This window comes from Kitasatospora sp. NPDC101801, assembly GCF_044766665.1.
Lineage (GTDB): Bacteria > Actinomycetota > Actinomycetes > Streptomycetales > Streptomycetaceae > Kitasatospora.
On record NZ_JBIWML010000020.1, the window covers coordinates 1 to 20,794 of the forward strand.

At 72.1% G+C, this 20,794-nt stretch carries 19 protein-coding genes; 7 read left to right on the forward strand and 12 right to left on the reverse strand.

What is annotated here, in order from left to right:
* Positions 1-128: 128 nt before the first annotated feature.
* From ACIRPK_RS21690 to hemL, 7 genes are all read right to left on the reverse strand, one after another.
* Complete coding sequence (locus ACIRPK_RS21690) at positions 129-533, reverse strand: hypothetical protein (protein WP_403040909.1); 405 nt, start codon at positions 531-533, stop codon at positions 129-131.
* Between the two features lie 62 nt (positions 534-595).
* Positions 596-1,732 carry a c-type cytochrome biogenesis protein CcsB gene (gene ccsB, locus ACIRPK_RS21695; protein ID WP_403040910.1) on the reverse strand — a complete coding sequence of 379 codons (1,137 nt, stop codon included), beginning with the start codon at positions 1,730-1,732 and terminating at the stop codon, positions 596-598.
* Positions 1,733-1,735: 3 nt separating this feature from the next.
* On the reverse strand, positions 1,736-3,400 hold the full coding sequence (locus tag ACIRPK_RS21700; protein WP_403040911.1) for a cytochrome c biogenesis protein ResB: 1,665 nt from the start codon (positions 3,398-3,400) through the stop codon (positions 1,736-1,738).
* 3 nt (positions 3,401-3,403) lie between these two features.
* Positions 3,404-4,180 (reverse strand): cytochrome c biogenesis CcdA family protein, encoded by a 777-nt coding sequence (locus tag ACIRPK_RS21705; RefSeq protein ID WP_403040912.1) that lies wholly within the window; start codon positions 4,178-4,180, stop codon positions 3,404-3,406.
* Complete coding sequence (locus ACIRPK_RS21710) at positions 4,177-4,773, reverse strand: TlpA family protein disulfide reductase (RefSeq protein ID WP_403040913.1); 597 nt, start codon at positions 4,771-4,773, stop codon at positions 4,177-4,179. The genes ACIRPK_RS21705 and ACIRPK_RS21710 overlap by 4 nt, the downstream gene beginning before the upstream one ends.
* A gap of 147 nt (positions 4,774-4,920) precedes the next feature.
* A complete protein-coding gene (locus ACIRPK_RS21715) occupies positions 4,921-5,571 on the reverse strand; it encodes a histidine phosphatase family protein (protein WP_403041000.1) in 651 nt (216 codons plus the stop codon).
* A gap of 53 nt (positions 5,572-5,624) precedes the next feature.
* Positions 5,625-6,959, reverse strand: coding sequence for a glutamate-1-semialdehyde 2,1-aminomutase (hemL, locus tag ACIRPK_RS21720; protein ID WP_403040914.1), 1,335 nt, complete (start codon positions 6,957-6,959; stop codon positions 5,625-5,627).
* Positions 6,960-7,246: 287 nt separating this feature from the next.
* On the opposite strand from hemL, the gene ACIRPK_RS21725 reads away from it, so the two are divergent.
* Positions 7,247-7,858 carry a hypothetical protein gene (locus tag ACIRPK_RS21725; protein WP_221503663.1) on the forward strand — a complete coding sequence of 204 codons (612 nt, stop codon included), beginning with the start codon at positions 7,247-7,249 and terminating at the stop codon, positions 7,856-7,858.
* 12 nt (positions 7,859-7,870) lie between these two features.
* Here ACIRPK_RS21725 and ACIRPK_RS21730 read toward each other — a convergent pair whose 3' ends face one another.
* Complete coding sequence (locus ACIRPK_RS21730; RefSeq protein ID WP_403040915.1) at positions 7,871-9,904, reverse strand: SpoIIE family protein phosphatase; 2,034 nt, start codon at positions 9,902-9,904, stop codon at positions 7,871-7,873.
* Between the two features lie 226 nt (positions 9,905-10,130).
* On the opposite strand from ACIRPK_RS21730, the gene ACIRPK_RS21735 reads away from it, so the two are divergent.
* Entirely contained in the window at positions 10,131-10,475 is a 345-nt protein-coding gene (locus ACIRPK_RS21735; protein ID WP_403040916.1) for a VOC family protein, read from the forward strand.
* On the opposite strand, the gene ACIRPK_RS21740 is transcribed toward ACIRPK_RS21735, so the two are convergent.
* Positions 10,465-10,848, reverse strand: coding sequence for a hypothetical protein (locus tag ACIRPK_RS21740; RefSeq protein ID WP_403040917.1), 384 nt, complete (start codon positions 10,846-10,848; stop codon positions 10,465-10,467). The genes ACIRPK_RS21735 and ACIRPK_RS21740 overlap by 11 nt on opposite strands.
* Positions 10,849-11,041: 193 nt before the next feature.
* On the opposite strand from ACIRPK_RS21740, the gene ACIRPK_RS21745 reads away from it, so the two are divergent.
* Both ACIRPK_RS21745 and ACIRPK_RS21750 read left to right on the forward strand, forming a co-directional pair.
* Positions 11,042-11,728 (forward strand): ABC transporter ATP-binding protein, encoded by a 687-nt coding sequence (locus ACIRPK_RS21745; protein ID WP_403040918.1) that lies wholly within the window; start codon positions 11,042-11,044, stop codon positions 11,726-11,728.
* A complete protein-coding gene (locus tag ACIRPK_RS21750) occupies positions 11,725-14,142 on the forward strand; it encodes an FtsX-like permease family protein (RefSeq protein ID WP_403040919.1) in 2,418 nt (805 codons plus the stop codon). The genes ACIRPK_RS21745 and ACIRPK_RS21750 overlap by 4 nt, the downstream gene beginning before the upstream one ends.
* A 43-nt stretch (positions 14,143-14,185) precedes the next feature.
* On the opposite strand, the gene lysA is transcribed toward ACIRPK_RS21750, so the two are convergent.
* On the reverse strand, positions 14,186-15,418 hold the full coding sequence (lysA, locus tag ACIRPK_RS21755) for a diaminopimelate decarboxylase (protein WP_403040920.1): 1,233 nt from the start codon (positions 15,416-15,418) through the stop codon (positions 14,186-14,188).
* A 212-nt stretch (positions 15,419-15,630) separates the two neighbouring features.
* Here lysA and ACIRPK_RS21760 point away from each other — a divergent pair, with 212 nt between their 5' ends.
* The gene (locus tag ACIRPK_RS21760; protein WP_403040921.1) at positions 15,631-17,358 is read left to right on the forward strand and encodes a glycosyl hydrolase family 8; all 1,728 of its coding nucleotides are present in this window, start codon (positions 15,631-15,633) and stop codon (positions 17,356-17,358) included.
* 66 nt (positions 17,359-17,424) lie between these two features.
* Here ACIRPK_RS21760 and ACIRPK_RS21765 read toward each other — a convergent pair whose 3' ends face one another.
* Positions 17,425-19,068 carry an RICIN domain-containing protein gene (locus ACIRPK_RS21765; protein ID WP_403040922.1) on the reverse strand — a complete coding sequence of 548 codons (1,644 nt, stop codon included), beginning with the start codon at positions 19,066-19,068 and terminating at the stop codon, positions 17,425-17,427.
* Positions 19,069-19,387: 319 nt separating this feature from the next.
* Entirely contained in the window at positions 19,388-19,627 is a 240-nt protein-coding gene (locus tag ACIRPK_RS21770) for a chaplin (protein ID WP_057231612.1), read from the reverse strand.
* A 260-nt stretch (positions 19,628-19,887) separates the two neighbouring features.
* On the opposite strand from ACIRPK_RS21770, the gene ACIRPK_RS21775 reads away from it, so the two are divergent.
* Both ACIRPK_RS21775 and ACIRPK_RS21780 read left to right on the forward strand, forming a co-directional pair.
* Positions 19,888-20,145, forward strand: coding sequence for a chaplin (locus tag ACIRPK_RS21775; RefSeq protein WP_403040923.1), 258 nt, complete (start codon positions 19,888-19,890; stop codon positions 20,143-20,145).
* A gap of 250 nt (positions 20,146-20,395) precedes the next feature.
* Positions 20,396-20,638: a chaplin gene (locus ACIRPK_RS21780; protein ID WP_403040924.1), complete on the forward strand. Its 243-nt coding sequence runs from the start codon at positions 20,396-20,398 to the stop codon at positions 20,636-20,638.
* Positions 20,639-20,794 lie beyond the last annotated feature (156 nt).

The window sequence follows — 20,794 nt, forward strand, 5'->3', positions numbered from 1 at the left end:
AGGCCGGCGTCGCAGTTCCCCGAGCCCCTGACCGTAGATGGCGCGCCGCATGCGAAAAGTCGGCGTCGCCCGCGCGGCGGAGCCGCACAACAGCACAGCCCCTGGCCGCCGCAGCGTCTGCCAAGGGCTCAGGCCACCGCCAGGGTCTTCCGGCCCGCGTGCATGACGCTGAGGTTGGCCTCCAGGCGGGTGGGGTCCTGGCAGAGCCAGAGGCGGACCGCGGCGCCGAGGATCGCGCTGGCCGAGCCGAGCCGGACGCCCGTCAGCTGGGCCACCCGGGCGGCGGCCAGGACCAGGAGGTCGGTGAGGGCGGCCGGCAGCCAGACGGTCTGCGCGCACGGCGCCGGCGGCGCGAGCGCCGCCAGCAGCCGGTAGGCGTCGGCCGGTCGGTGCAGCATCGGCAGGACGTCGAGCAGACCGTCCGCCACCACCTCCGACACGTCGCTCCGATGGCTCTGGGCGAGCCGACGGAGCAGCGCTCGCTCCGCAGCGGTGATTCGGACGGTCAGCATGACCTCGTCGCACTCAGGCATGGTGCGGCCCTCCTCGCAGTCGCGGCTTTCAGACGGGCTGAACGGGTACGGCGAACGGGTCGTCAGACTCCCGCGTAGGAGTGCTTCCCCGTGACGAAGATGTTGACGCCGTAGTAGTTGAACAGCCAGCAGGAGAAGGCCAGCAGCGCCAGGTACGCGGCCTTGCGGCCCTTCCAGCCGGCCGTGGCCCGGGCGTGCAGGTAGCAGGCGTAGAACACCCAGGTGATGAAGGACCAGGTCTCCTTCGGGTCCCACTCCCAGTACTTGCCCCAGGCCGCCTCGGCCCAGATCGCACCGGCCACGATGGTGAAGGTCCAGAGCGGGAAGACGATCGCGTTGATCCGGTACGAGAGCTTGTCGAAGGTGGCGGCGGCGGGCAGCCGCTGCCAGACCGAGGCCGGGGTGCCGAGCGGTCCTGTGGTGCGGCCGGCGGCGATCCGGCGGTCGTAGGTGTCCTTGCCGAGGTAGAGCACGGTGGCGATGAACGCCGCGTAGAAGGCGCCGCCGCAGAAGATCGCGGTGGAGACGTGGATCGCCAGCCAGTACGAGTGCAGGGCCGGGACGAGCTGCTCGGACTCGGTGTAGAGCACGGTGACCGCGAGGCCGAGGGTGAGGATCACCGCGACCAGCACCGGCAGGCCGAGCCAGCGGACCGGCTTCTTGGCGGCCAGCAGGCCCAGGTAGGCGACCACCATGGCGAGCGCGAAGGCGCAGGAGAACTCGTACATGTTTCCCCACGGCCAGCGCATCACCGAGAGGCCCCGGGTGAGCACCGCGCCGGCGTGCAGCACCGCGCCGAGCGCGGCCAGCGAGACCGCGATCCGGCCCGCCAGGTCGCCCTTCTCGCTGCTGCCCGCCGCGCCCGGACCGTCCACCTCGGCGACCGTGTCGCGGCCGCTGGTGACCACGGTGGCCCCGGCGTCGGCGAGTGCGGTGCGGGTCAGCGTGGTGGTGCCGCCGTCGGCCGAGGCGACCGTGACGGTGACCTTCTTGGTGCCCTTGGCGGGGGCCTGCGCGGCCGCGACGGCGGCGGCCAGGCCGGCCTGCTCGACCGAGCGGACCGCGACGGCGCCCTTGCTGCCGAACGTCCACTCGAAGATGTGGGCGAACATGGCGATGACGTACACGGCCATCGCCGAGTAGATCAGCTTGTTGGAGAGGTCGGCCAGGTGTGGGTCGACCGACGAGGCGAGATTCACCGTCTACTCCTTGGAGTCCTGTGCGGTGCGGGCAGGGTGATCTGATGGGTCGTCGTCGACGGCCGGGGCGTCGTCCTGGAGGTCGACCGCGATCTCGGCCAACTCCTCGGCGATCCTCGCGGACTCGCTCCGGGCCAGACCGGCGACCTCGACCAGGGTGCGGCCGTCGGGTCCGGCGGAGGCCCGCACCCAGACCCGGCGGCGCTGGACGAACAGCGAGCCGATCAGGCCGAGGATCGCGGCGACCGCGCCGAGCAGCGCGACCGCGTTGCCCGGACGGTGCGAGACGGTGAAGCTCGCCCACTGCTGGTAGCCCTCGAAGGTGAGGGTCCCGTAGCCGTCCGGCAGGGTCCAGGCCTGGCCGGGCTTGAGCCGGGCCCGGGCCGGGTTGCCGTCCTGGGTGAGCTGGGTGAGGTGCTTGGTGTCGAGCTGGTAGACGTTCTGCGGCAGGCCGGAGTCGGTGCCGAGGTCGCCCGCGTAGGCGGTGAGCACCAGCATCGGGTCGGCCGCGTCCGGGAACAGCGAGACCGGGCCGGTCTTCTCGAAGCTCTCCGGGGCGGTCGGCAGGAAGTAGCCGTTGAAGCCCAGCTGGGTCTTCTGGCCGTCCTTCTCGCCGTAGTCGTTGACCTTGAGCACCCCGGTCGAGGTGAGGTTGGCGTCCTGCGGCAGGAAGGCGGTCGGGCCCGAGTAGACCTTCTCGCCCTTGGCGTTCTTCACCGTCACCACGGGCGCGTAGCCGTGGCCGATCAGGAAGACCTTGCTGCCGCCGATCTCCAGTGGGTGGTTGACCTCGATGTCGCCCTTGGTCAGCTTCCCGGTGTCGCTGCCGGTCCAGTACCTGATGTGCGCGGTGAACTGCCGGGCACTGCCCGCCTGCGGGCCGCTGGTGGCGTACTTGGCGGTGAAGCCGTCCAGCTTGAAGCCGAACGGGTCCAGGTCGTTCAGCCCGTAGAAGGCCGAGCCGGTGAAGTCGTCCAGCTGGGTCGCGGTGTTGGAGTAGCCCTGCTTCTCGATCACCAGCTTGCCGCCCTCGCCACTGGCCAGACTGGCCCAGGCGAAGCCGGCCAGCAGGGCGAACAGCGAGAGGTGGAAGGCCAGGTTGCCGACCTCGCGCAGGTACCCCTTCTCGGCCGCGACCGCGCCGCCGGACAGGTGGGCGCGGAAGCCGCGGCGCTTCAGCTGCGCGTACGCGGCGGCGTTCACCGCCTGGTGGCCGGCCCCGGTGTGCCAGGCCGCGTAGACCGGCATCCGGGTCAGGTTCTTCGGCGCGGCCGGCGGCTTGGCCCGCAGCACGCCGACGAACTGCCAGGTGCGCGGGATGATGCAGCCCGCGAGCGAGACGAACAGCAGGATGTAGATCGCCGAGAACCAGGCCGAGCTGTACACGTCGAACAGCTGGAGCTTCTGGTAGACCGGGGTGACGGTGGGGTGCGCCGCCTTCCAGGTCTGCACCTTGAAGGCGTTGTGGCTGTTCTGCGGGATCAGCGAGCCGGGGATGGCGGCCAGCGAGAGCAGGAACAGCAGGATCAACGCGACCCGCATCGAGGTGAGCTGACGCCACGTCCAGCGCAGCCAGCCGAGCACGCCGATGCCGGACGGGCCGTCCTGCTCGGTGGGCGCGCTGCTGAGGCGTTCCGCGTCCGTCTCAAGGTCTGTCTGGGAACTCACGGGTCAGATTCCGATCGAGAAGTCGGCGACGTAGGACTGCAGCTCACGGACCATCGAGTCCCAGGCACCGGTGACGAGCAGCAGACCGACCACGACGAGCATCCCGCCGCCGATCCGCATCACCCACTGGTAGTGCCGCTTGACCCAGCCGAAGGCGCCGAGGGCCCGGCGGAAGGCCAGCGCGGCCACCACGAACGGTAGCCCCAGGCCGAGGCAGTAGACCGCCATCAGGAAGGCGCCGCGCCCGGGTGAGGCCTGGTTCCACGCCAGCCCCTGGATGCTGGCCAGGGTCGGCCCGACGCACGGGGTCCAGCCGACACCGAACACGATGCCGAGCAGCGGCGCCCCGGCCAGGCCGATCACCGGGCGGCGGTGCGAGCGCACCTCACGCATCGACAGCCCGGGCACCAGGCCCATGAAGGCCAGCCCCATCAGGACCACCAGCAGGCCCATCACGATGCTGATGGTCCGTTGGTTCGCCTGCAGGGTCTGCCCGAAGAAGCCGAACAGCGCGCCGCCGGAGACGAACACGGCGGTGAAGCCCAGGATGAACAGCGCCGAGCCGAGCAGCATCCGGCCGCGCCTGGCGCCCTTGGCGTCGGCCAGGTCAGCGGCCGAGAGGCCGGTGACGTAGCTCAGGTAGCCGGGCACCAGCGGCAGCACGCAGGGCGAGAAGAACGACACCAGCCCGGCCGCCAGCGCGATCGGCACGGCCAGCAGGATCGCCCCGCTGGCCACCGTCTCGTTCTGGCCCGCCGCGAGGAGAAGGGCGGTGCTCACTTCGGCTCGGCCAGGACGGGCGCGATCAGGCGCTCCAGGTCCTCCGTCGAGAGCGGGCGCATCGCCCGGGCGGCCAGCTTGCCCTGCCGGTCCACCACGATCGTGGTGGGGATGGACTGCGGGTTGAGGCTGCCCTTGGGGAACTTGAGGATCTCGGTGCCGTCCGGGTCGTACAGGCTCGGGTAGGTGATCCCGAAGCTCTCCTCGAACCGGGTGGCGTTGTTCGCGTCGGGGTCCCGGGTGTTGATCCCGAGGAACTGGACGTCCTGGTCCCGGTACTTCGACCAGACCTCCTGGAGCCCCTTCGCCTCGGCCCGGCACGGGTTGCACCAGGAGCCCCAGACGTTGAGCACCACGACCTTGCCGCGGTAGTCGGCGAGGGCCGTCTTGTCGCCGCTCAGGGTGGCCCCGGAGATCGCGGGCGCGGCCTGCCGGGAGCTGACCGGGGCGGTGTCCAGTCCGCCGTTGCCGGAGATGAACCCGGTCCGGCCGTCGGAACTGCTGGAGTCCGCGGTGCAACCGGTGAGGGTCAGCGCGGCGGCGGCGGCGAGCGCGGCGGCCGGGCGGAGGTAACGGCGGGTCGTCCCAGACATGTGAAAAGTTTCGCATGAGACTTTGGGCAGGTTTAGGGGGGTCCGGCGTTCACCGACGGACCCCCCTTGACCTGCGCTTCTTGCGCTTACGATCCACTTAATTCGGACAAATCGGCATTGACGTACCGTCAGTGCCGACGCCCGGCGTCAGGCCCCGAAGCTCTTGCCGACCGGGGCGTCGCCCTTCTTCCCCTTGCCCACCAGGTGGGCCGGCAGCAGGTCCCTGGCCGGCTCGCGGTAGCCGATCGAGACGATCCGGTCGCCCTCGTAGGTGAAGCTGGTCAGCGAGGCCAGCGAGCACTGCCGCTTGCGCGGGTCGTGCCAGAGCCGGCGCCGCTCGGCGAAGCTGCGGGCGATCCAGATCGGCAGCTGGTGGCTGACGCAGACCGCCTCGTGCCCGCGCGCCGCGTCCCGGGCCGCCGCGAGGGCGCCCATCATCCGGACCGCCTGCTCGACGTACGGCTCGCCCCAGGACGGCCGCATCGGGTTGGTGAGGTAGCGCCAGTACGCCGGGTTCTTCAACGAGCCGTCACCGACGCCGAAGGTCTTGCCCTGGAAGATGTTGTCGGCCTCGATCAGCCGGTCGTCGACCGCGACCTCCAGGCCGTGCGTCTTGCCGATCGGCTCGGCGGTCTCCTGCGCCCGCTCCAGCGGGGAGGCCACCACGTACGTGACGTCCCGGTCCGCGAGGTGCTCGGCCACCCGGTCCGCCATCTGCCGACCCAGGTCGGAGAGGTGGTAGTCCGGCAGCCGGCCGTAGAGCACACCCTCCGGGTTGTGCACCTCACCGTGCCGCATCAGGTGGACGACGGTGATCTCTTTCGCGCTCACAGTGCTCGCTCCTCGATGACTTACGCGGGCCGGGCCTCGGCCGCCGCGCGGGCGGCGGCCGGCAGGGCGGCGGCGATCCACTCGATCGCGCGCTCGTCGTGCGCGGCCGAGACGAACCAGGACTCGAAGGCCGAGGGCGGCAGGTAGACGCCCTGGGCCAGCATGCTCTGGAAGAACGCGGTGAAGCGGAACGACTCCTGCTGCTTCGCCTCGTCGTAGTTGGTGACGGCGTGGTCGGTGAAGAAGACCGAGAACATGTTGCTCGCGTTCTGCAGCCGGTGCGCCACCCCCTCCTTGGTCAGCGCGAGGCTCACCAGGGCGGAGATCTCGGCGGCGACCAGGTCCACCTTCTCGTACACCGCGTCGGTGCAGTGCTGGAGCTGGGCCAGGCCGGCGGCGGTGGCGATCGGGTTACCGGAGAGCGTGCCCGCCTGGTAGACCGGGCCGGCCGGGGCCAGGTGGCCCATCACGTCGGCCCGGCCGCCGAACGCGGCGGCCGGGAAGCCGCCGCCCATCACCTTGCCGAAGGTCAGCAGATCCGGCGCCCAGCCCTCGACCGCCGCCTCGACGCCGTACCAGCCGGCCTTGGAGGTGCGGAAGCCGGTCATCACCTCGTCCGAGACGAACAGCGCGCCGTTGCTCCGGCAGAGCTCCGAGAGCCCCTTGTTGAAGCCGGGCAGCGGCGGGACCACGCCCATGTTGCCGGGCGACGCCTCGGTGATCACGCAGGCGATCTGGCCCGGGTTGGCCGCGAAGGCCGCCTCGACCGCAGCCAGGTCGTTGTACGGCAGCACGATGGTGTCGCCCGCCTGAGCCCCCGTCACCCCGGGGGTGTCCGGCAGACCGAAGGTCGCGACGCCGGAGCCGGCCGCCACCAGCAACGCGTCCACGTGGCCGTGGTAGCAGCCCGCGAACTTGACGATCTTCGCCCGGCCGGTGAAGCCACGGGCCAGCCGGATCGCCGACATGGTCGCCTCGGTGCCGCTGGAGACCAGGCGGACCTGCTCCACCGGCGCGACCCGGGAGACGATCTCCTCGCCGAGCAGCACCTCGCCCTCGCCGGGCGTGCCGAAGGAGGTGCCGCGGCCGACCGCCTGCTGCACCGCCTCGACCACCGCCGGGTGCGCGTGGCCCAGGATCATCGGACCCCAGGAGCAGACCAGGTCGACGTACTCGCGGCCGTCGGCGTCGGTGAGATAGGGGCCGGTACCGGACACCATGAAGCGCGGGGTGCCGCCGACCGCGCGGAAGGCGCGCACCGGGGAGTTGACGCCGCCGGGGGTCACGACCGACGCGCGGTCGAACAGCGACTGGCTCTGCGGGGCCTCGTAGGGGTAGCTCTTCGGGATGGTCACCCGGACATGGTCTCAAATCGTGTCCTGCACCTCCGCATGTCGGACCCGATCATCTGGAACGATGATCCTGGTACCGGACGGGTGCAGCCCCGATGTGACCCGAACGGACTGTACGGTCTGTAGCGTCGTGGGTACGGTTGTCCGTACCACCGCGACCGACTGCCCGCTCCGATGGGTCAGACTGTGACCGGCCGGTCCGTGTACGGCAGCGCGGAACGGGTAGTGGGCACGTTCGGAGGGACACCGAGCGTGCGGGGGTCTGTCGGTTCCGGCTAATTCCGGTGAGGATGGTCCGAGTGTCCGAGGCGCAGGACGGCCCCGACGAGGCCGTGGGTGGCTCACGTCGGCGTGCCGGAGCGGCCGGCGGGGGTACCGGTGCGGGCGGCAGGGGAAGGCGGGGCGAAGGCAGAGTGGGGGTCACCTACAAGTACTTCGGCGCACCCGACCGCGCCACCGCCGCCAGAGTCCCCACCGCCCTCGGCCCCGGCGGCCTCGGCCTGGACGCCGGCGAGCTCGGCTCGCTCGGCCGCCTCGGCGACCTGATGGAGACCAGCGGCTCGCCGAACGGCCACCTCTCCACCAAGATCAAGCCCGAGACCATGTCCGCCATGGTCCTGACGGGCATTCAGGGCGTCCCGCTGCACCAGGTCCCGCCGCTGGAGCTGGTCGTGCTGCACCCCGACTACGCCGTGGTCCAGCTGCCGCACACGGTCGTCGAACCGCTCCGCAAGGCCGACGAGACCGAGCTCGGCGCCGCCGCCTTCATCTGGTCCACCGTCCCCGACCGCCGGGGCCCCCGGGACGCCTTCGTGATCTACACGATGCTGCACGAGTGGCAGGACTTCGCCAACCGTCTGCACGACGCAGGCCACCAGCTCTACTGCCTGGTCTGGCCCTGAGCCGAAGTCCGGTCAGGTTCGGCCGCCGGACGGCCGCACCGCCCGGAAGGCGAGCAGGGCGATGTCGTCGCGGGTGTCGGGGACCTGGGCGAGCAGGTGGTCGCAGAGGTCGTCGAGGGAGCCACCCCGGGCGTGCCGGGCAGCGGCCAGCAGGCGGTCGAGGCCGGTGGTGAGGTCCTCGCCGGGCACCTCGATCAGGCCGTCGGTGTACAGCAGCAGGGTGTCGCCCGGGTCCAACTCGGCCCGGTGGGTGTGGCGTTGACGATCCGGGGCGACGCACAGCGGGACGTCGGCCTCGGCTGCCGTGAGGAACCGCGGCTCGCCGGTGGCGGGGAGCAGCAGCGGCGGCGGGTGCCCGGCGTTGGACCAGTCGGTCCGCCAGCCCGGGCCGGTGCGGGTGAGGTGCAGGTGGACGGCGGTGGCGAAGGTGCCGACGCCGAGTCCCTCGGCGGCCCGGTCGAGCGCGGTCAGCACGTCGGCGGGGGTCTGATCGTCGGTCAGGTTGTAGGCCAACGAGCGCAGCATGGCGCGCAGTTGTCCCATCGTGGTGGCCGCGGTGAGGTCGTGTCCCGACACGTCGCCGATGGTCAGCGCCAGTCGGCCGCCAGGCAGCAGGAAGGCGTCGTACCAGTCGCCGCCGACCTCGGCGGCCCGGTTGCCCGGCTGGTAGCGGGCGGTGATCCCGGTGCCGGGGACGGTGGGCGGGTCGGTGAGCATGGCCCGTTGCAGGACCAGCGCGACCTGCCTGGTCCGCTGGAGCTCCAGGGTCCGGCCCAGCGCGCTCTGGGCGCGTTGCAGGACGTCCCGGAGGAGTTCGACGTCCTCGGCGCCGGGCGGCGGACCGTCCTGGCAGGTGGCCGCGGCGGCGAGGACGGCGGTGGTTCCGTCGACGACCAGCGGCAGCAGGGTCAGGCTGGTGGCGTGCGCCTCTGCCAGCCAGCGGGCCGACTCCGCGGGCACCACCCCGGCCGGCACCTCGCCGGGCGGGAAGGTGAGCAGCACCGGGGTGCGTTCGGCCACGGCCCGGAGCGCGGTGGGCCCGAGCCGGAAGGTCTGCTCGCGCAGCGCGGGCAGCGGCGGCAGGCCGGCCCGGGCGGCGGAGGCGATCCGGGTGCCGATGGTCTCGTCGGGCCGGCCGGTGCTCTGCCGGGCGGAGAGCAGGAAGACCGTGCAGGCGTCGGTGAGGTCGGGCACCACCAGCTCGGCGACGGCCGCGAAGGCGTCCTCCGGCCGGCTGCTCTCGGTGACCACCACGGACGCGGCGAGCAGCCGCTCGCGCTGCCGGGTGCGCCAGCGGTCCTCGACGTCGGAGGTCGCGCCGATCCACTCCACCAGCTCGCCGTCACGCACCACCGGCACGACGCGGGCGGTGATGTGCCGGTACTCCCCGGAGGCGAACCGCAGCCGGTAGGTGTGCTCGAACTTCGAGGGCTCGCCCGCCGACGCGTGCGTCCACTGCTCCAACAGGCCCTCACGGTCCCGGGGATGGACGAGTTCCAGCCACGCCGAGTCCATGGTGTCCCGCCAGGGGTGCCCGGTCAGCCGCTCCCAGCCGGAGACCAGCTCGGTCATCGACCGGTCGGGGCGGGCCACCCAGACCAGCTGGGAGACCGCCGTGATCAGCGCCTCGTACCGTTCGAGCGCGTGCAGGCGTTCGGCGGACAGCCGCTCGGCGTCCTGGGTGGAGTGGACCTGCTCGGTGGTGTCGATGGCGGCGATCAGCACCCCGGGGCCGTGCCGGGAGGAGACCGGCGAGCAGCTGTAGACGAAGTGCCGGTGGTCCGTGTCGCCCGCACCGTCCAGCACGGCGGGCGTGGTGACCTGCCGGGCCGAGCCGTCGGCGAGCACCAGGTCGAGGGTCCGGACGACACCCTCCTGCTCCGGCCCGGCGAACAGCTCGCCGACCGGGACCCCCAGCGAGCGCGGTCCGAACAGCTCCTGGAACGCCTCGTTCCGGTAGGCCAGCCGGTGCTCGGCCCCGGCGGTGAGCGCGATCGCGACGATCGCCCGGTCGAAGACCTCCGGCGCCAACTGCGGCTCGGCCACCCCTGACGCTCCCTCCCGCACGGCGGACGGCGGCGACACCTCCGCCGCCACCTGGTGATCCCGTCGAACGCTACCCGTGGACACCGGCTCCGCCCCGAAGCCCGGACCGCTCGTCCGTCCGTGTCGCCACCCGCCGCCGATCGGGGTCCGCGCGCCGGCCTCGGCCCGGCGGGTGACCGACCGGGCCACCGGTGCCCGGTTCGGCCGACGCCGTAGGCTGCCGGGCATGCGAGTGAGTCTGCGTCAGATCGTGCTGGACAGCCGGGAACCGAAGGTGCTGGTGCGGTTCTGGGCCGGGCTGCTCGGCGGGGCGCCGGTGGACCGGGAGCGGGGCTGGTCGCACGTCGAGGCGCCCGGCTTCGCGCGGCTCGCCTTCCAGCCGGTGCCGGCGGCGAAGGCCGGGAAGAACCGGCTGCACCTGGACCTCGCGGTGGACGACGTCGAGGCGGCCGTCCGCGCGGCGGTCGCGCTCGGCGCCACCCCGGCCGGGGAGCTTCTTCGGGACGACCAGGGGGCGTTCCGGACCATGCGCGACCCGGAGGGCAACGAGTTCTGCTTCGTCAGCGCCTGAGCGGCATGCCGCCGAGCGGGCTGTTGAGCACCAGCGCGATCGAGCCCTCGACCAGGTAGGAGTGGTCGGGGAACCAGTCGATGTGCACGTGACCGCCGTGGTCGGCCTCCGCCATGTCCTGGATGATCCCGCCCAACAGCGTCCGGCCTGCCTGGTCACCGCTGATCAGCAGCACCTGCCGCTCGGCGTCGAGGTGCACCAGGACCCCGGGGTCGGTCCGCCGCCGGCCCTCGACCCCGGTCAGCCCGCCGGCGCACGGCACGGAGCCGACGAAGCCCTCGCCCGCCGCCACCACCCGGGCCAGCTCGGCCAGCTCGGCCGCCGTCCCGCTGACCAGGACCTCGCCGCAGGACCGATCGGTCTCCAGCTCCACGGGAACAGCTCCTTCGCAACGGGTCGGGGCGGACCCGGAGTATGGCACGGGCGACCCCCGCCGGGCCGGATGATTCCGCAAGGCCAGGGTGCTATGAACTGGATGTATACCTGCTGTGTATAGTCGCCCCGACGGGCCGCCGGGGGTGGTGGCGGCCGTACTGTGAACGACCGACATGACACGGAGCCGTGCGATGACCGCACCTGCCACGCTGCTCTCGGCCCGAGGGCTGCGGAAGAACTTCGGGCCGACGCCCGCGCTGGACGACGCCTCGATCTCGGTGGCGGCGGGCGAGCTGGTCGCCGTGATGGGGCCCTCGGGTTCCGGGAAGTCCACGCTGCTGCACTGCCTGGCGGGGATCAGCCGGCCGGACGGCGGCAGCGTGGCGTACCGGGGGCGGGAGTTGGCCGGGTGCACGGACGCGGAGCTGAGTGCGCTGCGCCGGACCGAGTTCGGCTTCCTGTTCCAGTTCGGCCAGTTGGTGCCGGAGCTGAGCTGCCTGGAGAACGTGGCGCTGCCGCTGCGGCTGAACGGGCTGCGCCGGGCGGCTGCCGAGAGCAGGGCGCGCGAGTGGCTGGAGCGCCTGGAGGTCGGCGAGGTCGCGGCGCAGCGGCCGGGCGAGGTCTCCGGCGGGCAGGGCCAGCGGGTGGGGGTGGCCCGGGCGTTGGTCACCGAGCCGTCGGTGGTGTTCGCGGACGAGCCGACCGGAGCGCTGGACTCGCTGAACGGTGAGCGGGTGATGGCCCTGCTGGCGGCCGCGGCCAAGGACACCGGGGCGGCCGTGGTCCTGGTGACCCACGAGCCGAGGGTGGCCGCGTACGCGGACCGCGAGGTCGTGGTCCGGGACGGCCGCACCCAGGACCTGGCAGCCGCCGCGTGAGCGCCCCTACCCTGGTCCGGCCCCCCTCGACGGCGCCCGGCGACCAGGTCAGGTCGCGGCTACTGGCGCAGTTCGGGCTCGGCGCCCGGCTCGCGCTGGGCAGCGGGAGGGAGGGCTGGGGCCGGCTGCTGCTGACCGCGGCCGGGGTCGGCCTCGGGGTGGCGCTGCTGCTGTTCACCGCCTCCTTTCCCGGCATCGTCGAGCACCGGAACCACCGGCTCTACCTGCAGAACGACACCTTCGAGGAAGGCCCCGCCGGACCGACCGGGCAGAGTGTGCTGGTCGCCGACGCGGACACCAAGTTCCGGGACACCCCGATCCGGGGACGGGTGGTGCAGCCCGAGGGACCGCAGGCCACCGTCCCCCCGGGCCTGGCCGCCTTCCCGGCACCGGGGCGGATGGCCGTCTCGCCCGCCCTCGCCGACCTGCTGGACGCACCCGGCAACCAACTGCTCAGGGACCGGCTGCCCTACCCGGTGACCGGCACCATCAGCCCGGACGGGCTGCTCGGCCCCGGCCAGTACGCCTTCGTGCTCGGCAGCTCCGGGCTCGCGGTGGAGAGCGGGGCGCACCGGATCACCGAGTACGGGCACTTCTCGCCGGCCAAGCCGATGGACCCCCGGCTGGTGCTGCTCAACGTGGTCGGGCTGATGGTGATGCTGGCGCCGGTCGGGGTCTTCCTGGCCGCGGCCGCGCGGTTCGGCGGCGAGCGCCGGGACCGGCGGCTGGCCGCGCTGCGGCTGGCCGGGGCGGACCGGCGGATGACCGCCCGGCTGGCGGCGGGCGAGTCGCTGACCGGCTCGGTGCTCGGACTGGTGGCCGGGGTGGCGCTGTTCCTGATCGGGCGTCAGCTGATCGAACAGCTGACCGTGGCGGGCTTCAGCTTCTACGCCTCCGACATCTCGCCCCAGCCGCTGATCGCGGTCGCGGTGGCCCTGGTGGTGCCGGTGCTGGCCATCGGGGTGACCCTGCTGGCGATGCGCCGGGTGACGGTGGACCCGCTCGGCGTGGTGCGGCACAGCGGCTCGGACCGGCGGCGGCTCTGGTGGCGGCTGGCCCTGCTGGCGGTGGGCCTGCTGGTGGTCGGCGCGGCGATGGCGCTGCCCTCCGGGTACGACCCGGGCCGCACCGACCGGGACGGGCTGTTCAACCCGGTGCAGGACACCCGTGGTTCGCTGCTGGTCTCGTTCGGCGTGCTGCTGATGCTGGCGGCGGTCTGCACTCTGTTGCCCTGGTTGGTCGGGGCGGTGATCCGGCGGGCCGGCGGCGGCGGTCTCTCCTGGCAGCTGGCGGTCCGTCGGCTCCAGCTCGGGGTCGGGCCGGCCGCCACCGCCGTGACCGGCGTGGTGGTCACGGTGGCGGGGGCGATCGCGCTGCAGACCCTCTTCGTGGGGGTCAGTCAGACCTACCGGCCGGCCGAGCCGGACACCAGCGGGTACCGCTTCCAGCACCGGGTGCAGTTCCCGACCGGTGCGGTGGCGGAGCTGACCGACCGGCTCGGCCGCTCGCCCGGGGTGGCCGGGGCGGCGGGCTTCGTCGAGCTCAACCTGACCGATCCGGGCGGCGAGAACTGGTACGGCGAGACCGTACGGATCGCCGACTGTGCCACCCTGGCCCGGTTCGCCGCCCTGCCCGGCTGCAAGGACGGCGACGCCTTCGCCAGCCCGATCGGCGACGAGCCGGGCATGCGGTTCAGGGACCAGCCGGTGGCGCCCGGCACCCAGGTCCGGGTCAACAGCGTGACCGGGGGCGGCGCGGCACCGCTCTGGACGCTGCCCGCCGTGCTCGCCCCCGCGCCGCGGCTGAGCCGGGTCGACCCCGGCATCGCCTACAGCGGCAACCTGCTGCTGCTCACCCCCGGGGCCGTGCCGCCCGAGGTGCTGAACGGACAGCGCAGGGTCGTCCTGGTGGCGATGGACCCGGCGGCTCCGGAGCCGCTGGAGCAGCTCACCACCGACGCGATGACGATCTCCCCGCAGGCCCGGACGGTCTCGCTGTTCGACAACGGCCAGAACCACACCTACCTCGCGGTCAAGCGGGTGCTGACCGCCGGGGCCGGGATGACCCTGCTGCTGGTCTCGCTCAGCCTGCTGGTGGGTCAGCTGGAGCGGCTGCGGGAGCAGCGCCGGATCCTCGGCGTGCTGTACGCCTTCGGCACCCGCCGCCGGGTGCTGGCGCTGTCCGTGCTGTGGCAGACGGCCATCCCGATGGCGCTCGGGCTGGTGCTGGCGGCGGCGGGCGGGCTGCTGATGGGCGCGGTGCTGCAGTACACGGCCGGGCTGGACTTCAGCTTCGACCGGAGCGCGATGCTCACCCTGTCGGGGGTGGCCGGCGCCTCGGTGCTGCTGGTCACCCTGCTCGGGCTGCCGCTGGTGCTCCGGCTGATGCGGCCCGGCGCCCTGCGGCACGAGTAGGAGCGACCGGCACCTGCGGGTTGGGGGAAGGAGCGGGTCGGTCTCAGTCCTCCAGGGCGAGCAGTTCCTCGACGGTCTGGCGGCGGCGGATCAGCCGGGTCGCCGGGCCGTCGACCAGCACCTCGGGGATCAACGGGCGGGTGTTGTAGGTGGAGGACATGCTCGCGCCGTAGGCGCCGGTGTCGTGGAAGACCGCGAGGTCGCCGATCTCCACCCGGGGCAGCGGGACGGGGAGCACGTCGCCGCCGGGCTCCTGGGTGAAGACGTCGCCGGACTCGCAGAGCGGCCCGGCCAGCACGGTGTCGATCGCCGGGGTGTCCAGCTCGGTGCCGTCCCGGAGCACGGTGACCCGGTGCGCGCTGCCGTACATGGCGGGGCGCATCAGGTCGTTGAAGCCCGCGTCGACCAGCACGAAGTGGTTGCTGCCGACCGGCTTCTGGGCCCGCACCTCGGCCGCCAGCACCCCCGAGTTCGCCACCAGGAACCGGCCCGGCTCGATCTCCAGCCGGACGGGGTGGCCGAGTTCACCGGCCAGCTCGGTCCTGGCCGCGTCCCAGATCCGGAAGTAGCGGTCGGTGTCCACCTCGGGCTGCCCGGGGGCGTACGGGACGGAGAGGCCGCCGCCCGCCGAGATCGCCCGGACGTCCCGGCCGGCCGTCCTGACCTGCTTGACCATGGTCTCGCAGACCGCCTCCAGGTGGCCGTAGTCCACCCCGGAGCCGATGTGCATGTGAAAGCCGGTCAGGTCGAGGCGGTACCGGTCGACCAGGTCGAGCGCCGCGGCCAGGTGCTCGTGCCAGATGCCGTGCTTGCTCTGCTCGCCGCCGGTGTTGGTCTTGCGGCTGTGGCCGTGGCCGAACCCGGGGTTGATCCGGATCCAGACCGGGTGACCCGAGGCCGCCTCGCCGAGCTGTTCGAGCATCTGCGGGGAGCCCGCGTTGACCGGGATGCCGAGCTCGACCACCCGGGCCAGGGTGGCCCGGTCCAGCAGGTCGGCGGTGAAGACGATCGGCTGGTCCGCGCCGTCCGGCCGGTACCCGGCCCTGAGCGCGCGCTCGATCTCGCCGAGCGAGACCGCGTCCACCGCGACGCCCTGCTCGCGCATGAGCCGGAGCAGGTGGGTGTTGGAACACGCCTTCTGGGCGAACCGGACGGTGTCGAACTGCCGCAGTCCGGCGATCCGGCGCCGGATGCTCTCCGCGTCGTAGATCCACACCGGGGTGCCGAACTCCTCGGCGACGGCGGCGATCCGGGGTCCGGGTATTGCGGTGGTCATCACGGGCTCCAGGGCAGGCAGGTGGTGCGCCGATCCTGCTCGATCGGGCTCGCGGCCCGCAGAGCTGTCCGCCTGCTGGGCGGTGCGCCGGACGGCCGGGGGCGACCGGTCCGGACACGGAGCAGTACAGCCCGCTGAACGTCGGTCTCTATTAGGAAACTTTACTAACCTGGCCGTTGACCCCCGCCGTCCGGGGCCGGGATGCTCCCGCCATGTCCCTTACCAGAAGCAAGACTTCGGTCGCGCTCTGCGCGGCAACGGCAGCCGGTGCGCTGCTCACCAGCCTGCTCGCCCTGAGCCCCGCCAATGCCGCCCCGGGCAACCTCGCGCTCAACAAGCCGGTCACCGTCTCCTCCACCGAGAGCAGCGGCTACGCCGCCGTTAAGGCCGTGGACGGCAGCGGCACCACCCGCTGGGCCAGCGCCGAGGGCGTGGACAACCAGTGGATCAGGGTCGACCTCGGGGCCGGCACCTCGGTCAACCGGGTCGTCCTCAGCTGGGAGGCCGCGTACGCCAAGGCGTACCGGGTGGAGCTCTCCGACGACGGCAGCAACTGGCGTCAGGTGTACTCCACCAGCACCGGCGACGGCGGCACCGACGACCTGACGGTCAGCGGCACCGGCCGCTACCTCCGGGTCTACGGCACCGCCCGCGGCACCGCGTACGGCTACTCGCTCTTCGAGGTCGAGGCGTACGGCAGCGGCGGCACCCCGACGCCCACCCCCACCCCCACCTCGACGCCGACCCCCAGCCCCAGCCCGACGCCGACCACCTCCCCGTCACCCGGCGGCGTCAACGTGCCGTTCGGCAGCCACTCCTTCCCCTACGCCGACGGCACCATCAAGGTCTCCGGCAACCAGGCCGCCAACGACGCCAAGGTGGTGGCCTACTACCAGAAGTGGAAGGCCGCCTTCGTCACCTCGAAGTGTTCGAACAGCGCCTGGTCGGCGATCGCCTCCACCGACGCCGACCACCCGTACGTGGCCGAGGGCCAGGGGTACGGCCTGACCATCCTGGCCACCATGGCCGGGGCCGACAGCGGCGCCAAGACCTCCTTCGACCGGGTGCTCCGGTTCGTCCTCGACCACCCCTCGGTCAACAACGGCGACCTGCACGCCGCCGAGCAGGACGCGAGCTGCAAGAGCGTCAACGGCAGCGACTCCGCCACCGACGGCGACCTGGAGATCGCGTACGCGCTGCTGCTCGCCGACAAGCAGTGGGGCAGCACCGGGACGTACAACTACAAGGCGCTCGCGGTGAAGCGGATCAACGCGATCAAGGCCAGCGAGGTGGTCTCCGGCACCAAGCTGACCAACCTCGGCGACTGGTCCTCCGGCAACGACAACACCATGAGCCGCAGCTCGGACTGGGTGCCCGGGCACTTCAAGGCCTTCCGCAAGGCCACCGGCGACAGCGCCTGGGACGGCATCCTGACGGCCCACCAGAACGTGATCGACCACCTGCAGACCAAGTACGCCCCCACCACCGGCCTGCTCCCCGACTTCGTCGTGAACACCAACACCAGCGACCCCAAGCCGGCCCCCGGCAAGGTGCTGGAGTCCGCGCTGGACGGCGCCTACTCCTGGAACGCCTGCCGTGACCCGTGGCGGCTGGGGGTGGACGCGCTCACCACCGGCGACGCCAAGTCGCTGGCGGCGGTGCGGAAGATGAACGCCTGGATCAAGTCCGCCACCGGCGGCGACCCGAGCAGGATCACCCAGGGGTACAAGCTGAACGGCTCGGTGGCGGAGGCCGGTTCCTCGGTCGCCTTCATCGCACCGTTCGCGGTGGCCGCCGCCACCGACCCGTCCAGCCAGGCCTGGCTGGACGCGATCTGGAACAACCTGAACGCCACGCCCCTGGACCCCAGCGGCTACTACGGCGCCAGCATCCAGCTCCAGGTGATGATCGCGATCACCGGGAACCACTGGCTGCCGTAGCGGTGGAGCAGACGGGTCCGGGTCAGGCAGCCCCCGGACCCGTCCGCGCTCAGCCGGGGCCGGCCGTCACGGCAGGTACGCGATGCCGAGCTTGGTGAGCTGCCAACGCTGGTCGGCCGCACCGGAGTCGGCGGCCAGGGTGACCAGTCGGTTGCCCTGGCCGTCCTGTTGCGCCGACAGCCCCATCACCTTGGACTGGTCCAGCGCGGCGGCCAGTTGGTAGCCGCCGGCCGCGGCGGGCTTGAAGATCCAGCGCTGGTTGTCACCGCCGTGGCAGGCCCACTGGACCAGCTTGGTGCCGGGCGCGGTGGCCGCTCCGGTGGCGTCCAGGCACATCCCCCGGTTGCCGCTGAAGGTGACCGTGAAGCCGCCCGCCGGGCGGGAGTTCAGCACGAAGGACTGGTTCAGCCCACCGGTCGCCCGGTAGCCGACGGCGGCCCGCCCGTTGGTGGCGTCGCCGTACGTGCCGCCGCCCGCGAAGTCCAGCACCTGGCCGGTCGCCACATTGGTGAGCTGGTACCAGGAGCCCGCCTCCGGCCGGTCCGGGAACGGCTGACCCGGCGTCAGCGGAACGATCGACGTGGTGTTCTGCGGGTTGAGGGTGCAGAACGCCTCCTGGAGTCCGGGCTGCCGGTAGAACTGGTTCAGGCAGACGCCCTCGCCCCGGTAGCCGGCCACCCGCAGGTGGTAGGACTGCCGCACCATGTTCATGCAGACGCCCGGGATGCCGATCTCGTGGTCGCAGCCGTTCCTGGTCTTCTCGGACAGGTCGATCACGTCCCCGTTGGTGTACTCGTACGGCGAGCTGGTCCACCCCGCGCAGACCTCGTGGCCGTAGGAGACCCGCCGCTGGTCCAGGTACCTGACCCCCGGCACCTGCGCCGCCGCCGTCCGGAGCGCGTCACTGAGCGTCGGGACCACCCAGTTGTGCCCCCAGGCCAGGTCCTCGGGGAAGGCCGGGCAGCCGTCCGCGACCTTGCCGACGTAGTCGTTGCGGCGGATGTCCGGGGTGATCGGGGTGAAGTAGGACTGGTAGACCAGCTGGTACGAGGAGTCGGCGTACCCGGCGGCCCGCATGGTGTTGCGGACGCCGGTGAGGGCCGCGACCACCTTGGGGATCACCCGCTCGGCGCGCTGGGTGATCGCGGCACTGCCGATGGTGTCCCGGCAGCCCTGGTCCTTGGGGACCGGGAAGTACTGCGTCAGACAGCTCATCATGATGCCGCTGAAGTCGAAGTCGTCGTTGGCGCCGATCGTGACGACCACCATCTTGACGTCGTACTCGGCCGCCGTCCGGGCGAGTTGGACGTCCTGCTTGACCTCCCCGAAGTCGCCGCTGCCCGGGCCGGTGATCTTCGCCAGCTCCGGGTCGCTGACCAGGTCGCCGGTCTGGGCACCGGAGCAGGCCAGGTCGATCGGGGTGACGCCGGGCAGGTCGGTGACGAAGATCTCCGACTTCCCGTGCCGGTGGCAGTAGTTGGTGGGGGTGTCGGTGCCCGGCAGGTACGCGTCGTCGGTGTCGGTACCGGCGCCCTCGCCGGAGATGGCGCTGTCGCCGAGCGCGACGACGGCGGCGGGCTTCACGCCGGCCGTGGGGGCGGCCGAGGCGGTGGGGGTGCCCGCCAGGGCGAGGGCGGCGAACAGGCCGACGGCGGCCGCCAGGGCGGCACGGCGTGGGCGCCGCGCACCGGGGAGAGCTGTCCTGATCACGCGTGACTCCTTGAGGGTGGGGGGCCACTCGGCAGGCGCCGGGCGGCGCGGAGTATCGGGCGTGGAACGGTGGGCAGAAGATGAGCCCGGCTCACATGTTAGATACTGACAAGTAACGCAACAAGAGTCAGGACATGTGCAGGACACCGGAGTTGGCGCCGCACCGGACCGGGCGCGGACAGCACGGAACCGCCGCCCCGCGCCTCAGGAGGGGAGGCGTGGAGCGGCGGCTCGGGTACGGCGGAATCGACCGAGAGGCGGTCCGACGGCGGGGCGTCAGACGCTGTTCGGAGACAACTCAGGTGTTACGCGGCTGAATTCAGCCGACGTTCGCGCAGGAGTTGCCGAACGCCGGGTTCAGCGCGCCGATCACGTTGACGCTGTTGCCGCAGAGGTTGACCGGGACGTGCACCGGAACCTGGACGGAGTTACCAGAGATGACACCCGGGGAGCCGGCGGTGACGCCCTCGGCCCCGGCACTCGCCATCGCGGTGCCCGCACCGGCGGCAACGATGCCGACAACAGCGGCGCCGACAGCGGCGGCCTTCTTGACGCTCATTTGAGTCTCCTCGTAGATCAGTTCTTCCAGTTGCCGTACCAACAGCGGACGAGCAAGGAAGCGCACAGGCGTGCGTCGAGTCCAACGAGGGCCAACCGGCTCAGTTGCGCCGGGACTTCGACAATCACCCGAATGCAGCAATCCGAGCATTCGGGTGATCACGGGAGCCGCCCGTTTCCCCCCGCGACCTGGGTCGTTCTTACTGGCGAAACCCGCTCCACCCAGCCCGCTGATCCACACGCAAGAAATGAGTTCGCACCATGCGCAAGCTCGCCTACGGCACCCTCGGTACCGCCGCCACCGCGGCCCTGCTGCTGAGCGGCGCCGCTGCTGCCGCCGCCCACGGCCACCACAGCAGTGGCGCCTCCGCCGAGGCCGTCACGGCCGGCTCGCCCGGTGTGCTCTCCGGCAACTCCGTGCAGGTCCCGGTGCACGTGCCGATCAACCTCTGCGGCAACACCGTCGACGTGATCGGCCTGCTGAACCCGTCGTTCGGCAACTCCTGCGCCAACGCCTGACCCTGACGTTCCGTCAGGCCAGATGACTTCCAGGTGGAGTATTTCGACACCCGCCTGGGCGCGCCGCGATTGCGTCCGGATCTCGACCGTGCGAGAACTGAACGAGGGGGCGCGTGAACGAAGCGGCCGAGCGAGACCGCCCACGCCACGGGCGCAACAAGGCACTTGGGCCGCTCGAAGGAAACACCCCACGGTACCCCCCAGAACTCGGGCGACATTTCGGGTCGCCCGCCCAAACGGAGGAATCCCCATGCGCAACATCAAGAAGGCTGCTGTCCTCTCCCTCGCCGCCGCCGGCCTGCTGCTCGGCTCGGCCGGTGCCGCCACCGCCAGCTCCGGCGCCGAGGCCGTCGTGGCGGGCTCCCCGGGCGTGCTCTCGGGCAACAACGTCCAGGTCCCGATCCACATCCCGGTGAACGTCTGCGGCAACACCGTCAACGTCATCGCGCTGCTCAACCCGGCGTTCGGCAACTCCTGCGCCAACGTCGGCTGACGCAGCTCCGGCTGAGCACGCCTCACCCGGGTGGTGGCCCCCCCCCCGGGGGGGCCCCCCCCCCCCCCCCGGCGGGGGAAAGGCGCGCAAAACCCCAGCCGCACCGGGAGCATGGCCCCCCCCCCCGCGCCGCCCCCCCCCGCCCCGGCGCCGCCC

Excerpts from the sequence above, each read along its gene's own strand:
- ACIRPK_RS21690 (WP_403040909.1), bottom strand. The coding sequence starts at position 533 with ATGCCTGAGTGCGACGAGGTCATGCTGACCGTCCGAATCACCGCTGCG.
- ACIRPK_RS21710 (WP_403040913.1), bottom strand. The coding sequence starts at position 4,773 with ATGTCTGGGACGACCCGCCGTTACCTCCGCCCGGCCGCCGCGCTCGCC.
- ACIRPK_RS21715 (WP_403041000.1), bottom strand. The coding sequence starts at position 5,571 with ATGCGGCACGGTGAGGTGCACAACCCGGAGGGTGTGCTCTACGGCCGG.
- ACIRPK_RS21725 (WP_221503663.1), top strand. The coding sequence starts at position 7,247 with ATGGTCCGAGTGTCCGAGGCGCAGGACGGCCCCGACGAGGCCGTGGGT.
- ACIRPK_RS21735 (WP_403040916.1), top strand. The coding sequence starts at position 10,131 with ATGCGAGTGAGTCTGCGTCAGATCGTGCTGGACAGCCGGGAACCGAAG.
- ACIRPK_RS21745 (WP_403040918.1), top strand. The coding sequence starts at position 11,042 with ATGACCGCACCTGCCACGCTGCTCTCGGCCCGAGGGCTGCGGAAGAAC.
- lysA (WP_403040920.1), bottom strand. The coding sequence starts at position 15,418 with ATGACCACCGCAATACCCGGACCCCGGATCGCCGCCGTCGCCGAGGAG.
- ACIRPK_RS21760 (WP_403040921.1), top strand. The coding sequence starts at position 15,631 with ATGTCCCTTACCAGAAGCAAGACTTCGGTCGCGCTCTGCGCGGCAACG.
- ACIRPK_RS21770 (WP_057231612.1), bottom strand. The coding sequence starts at position 19,627 with ATGAGCGTCAAGAAGGCCGCCGCTGTCGGCGCCGCTGTTGTCGGCATC.
- ACIRPK_RS21775 (WP_403040923.1), top strand. The coding sequence starts at position 19,888 with ATGCGCAAGCTCGCCTACGGCACCCTCGGTACCGCCGCCACCGCGGCC.
- ACIRPK_RS21780 (WP_403040924.1), top strand. The coding sequence starts at position 20,396 with ATGCGCAACATCAAGAAGGCTGCTGTCCTCTCCCTCGCCGCCGCCGGC.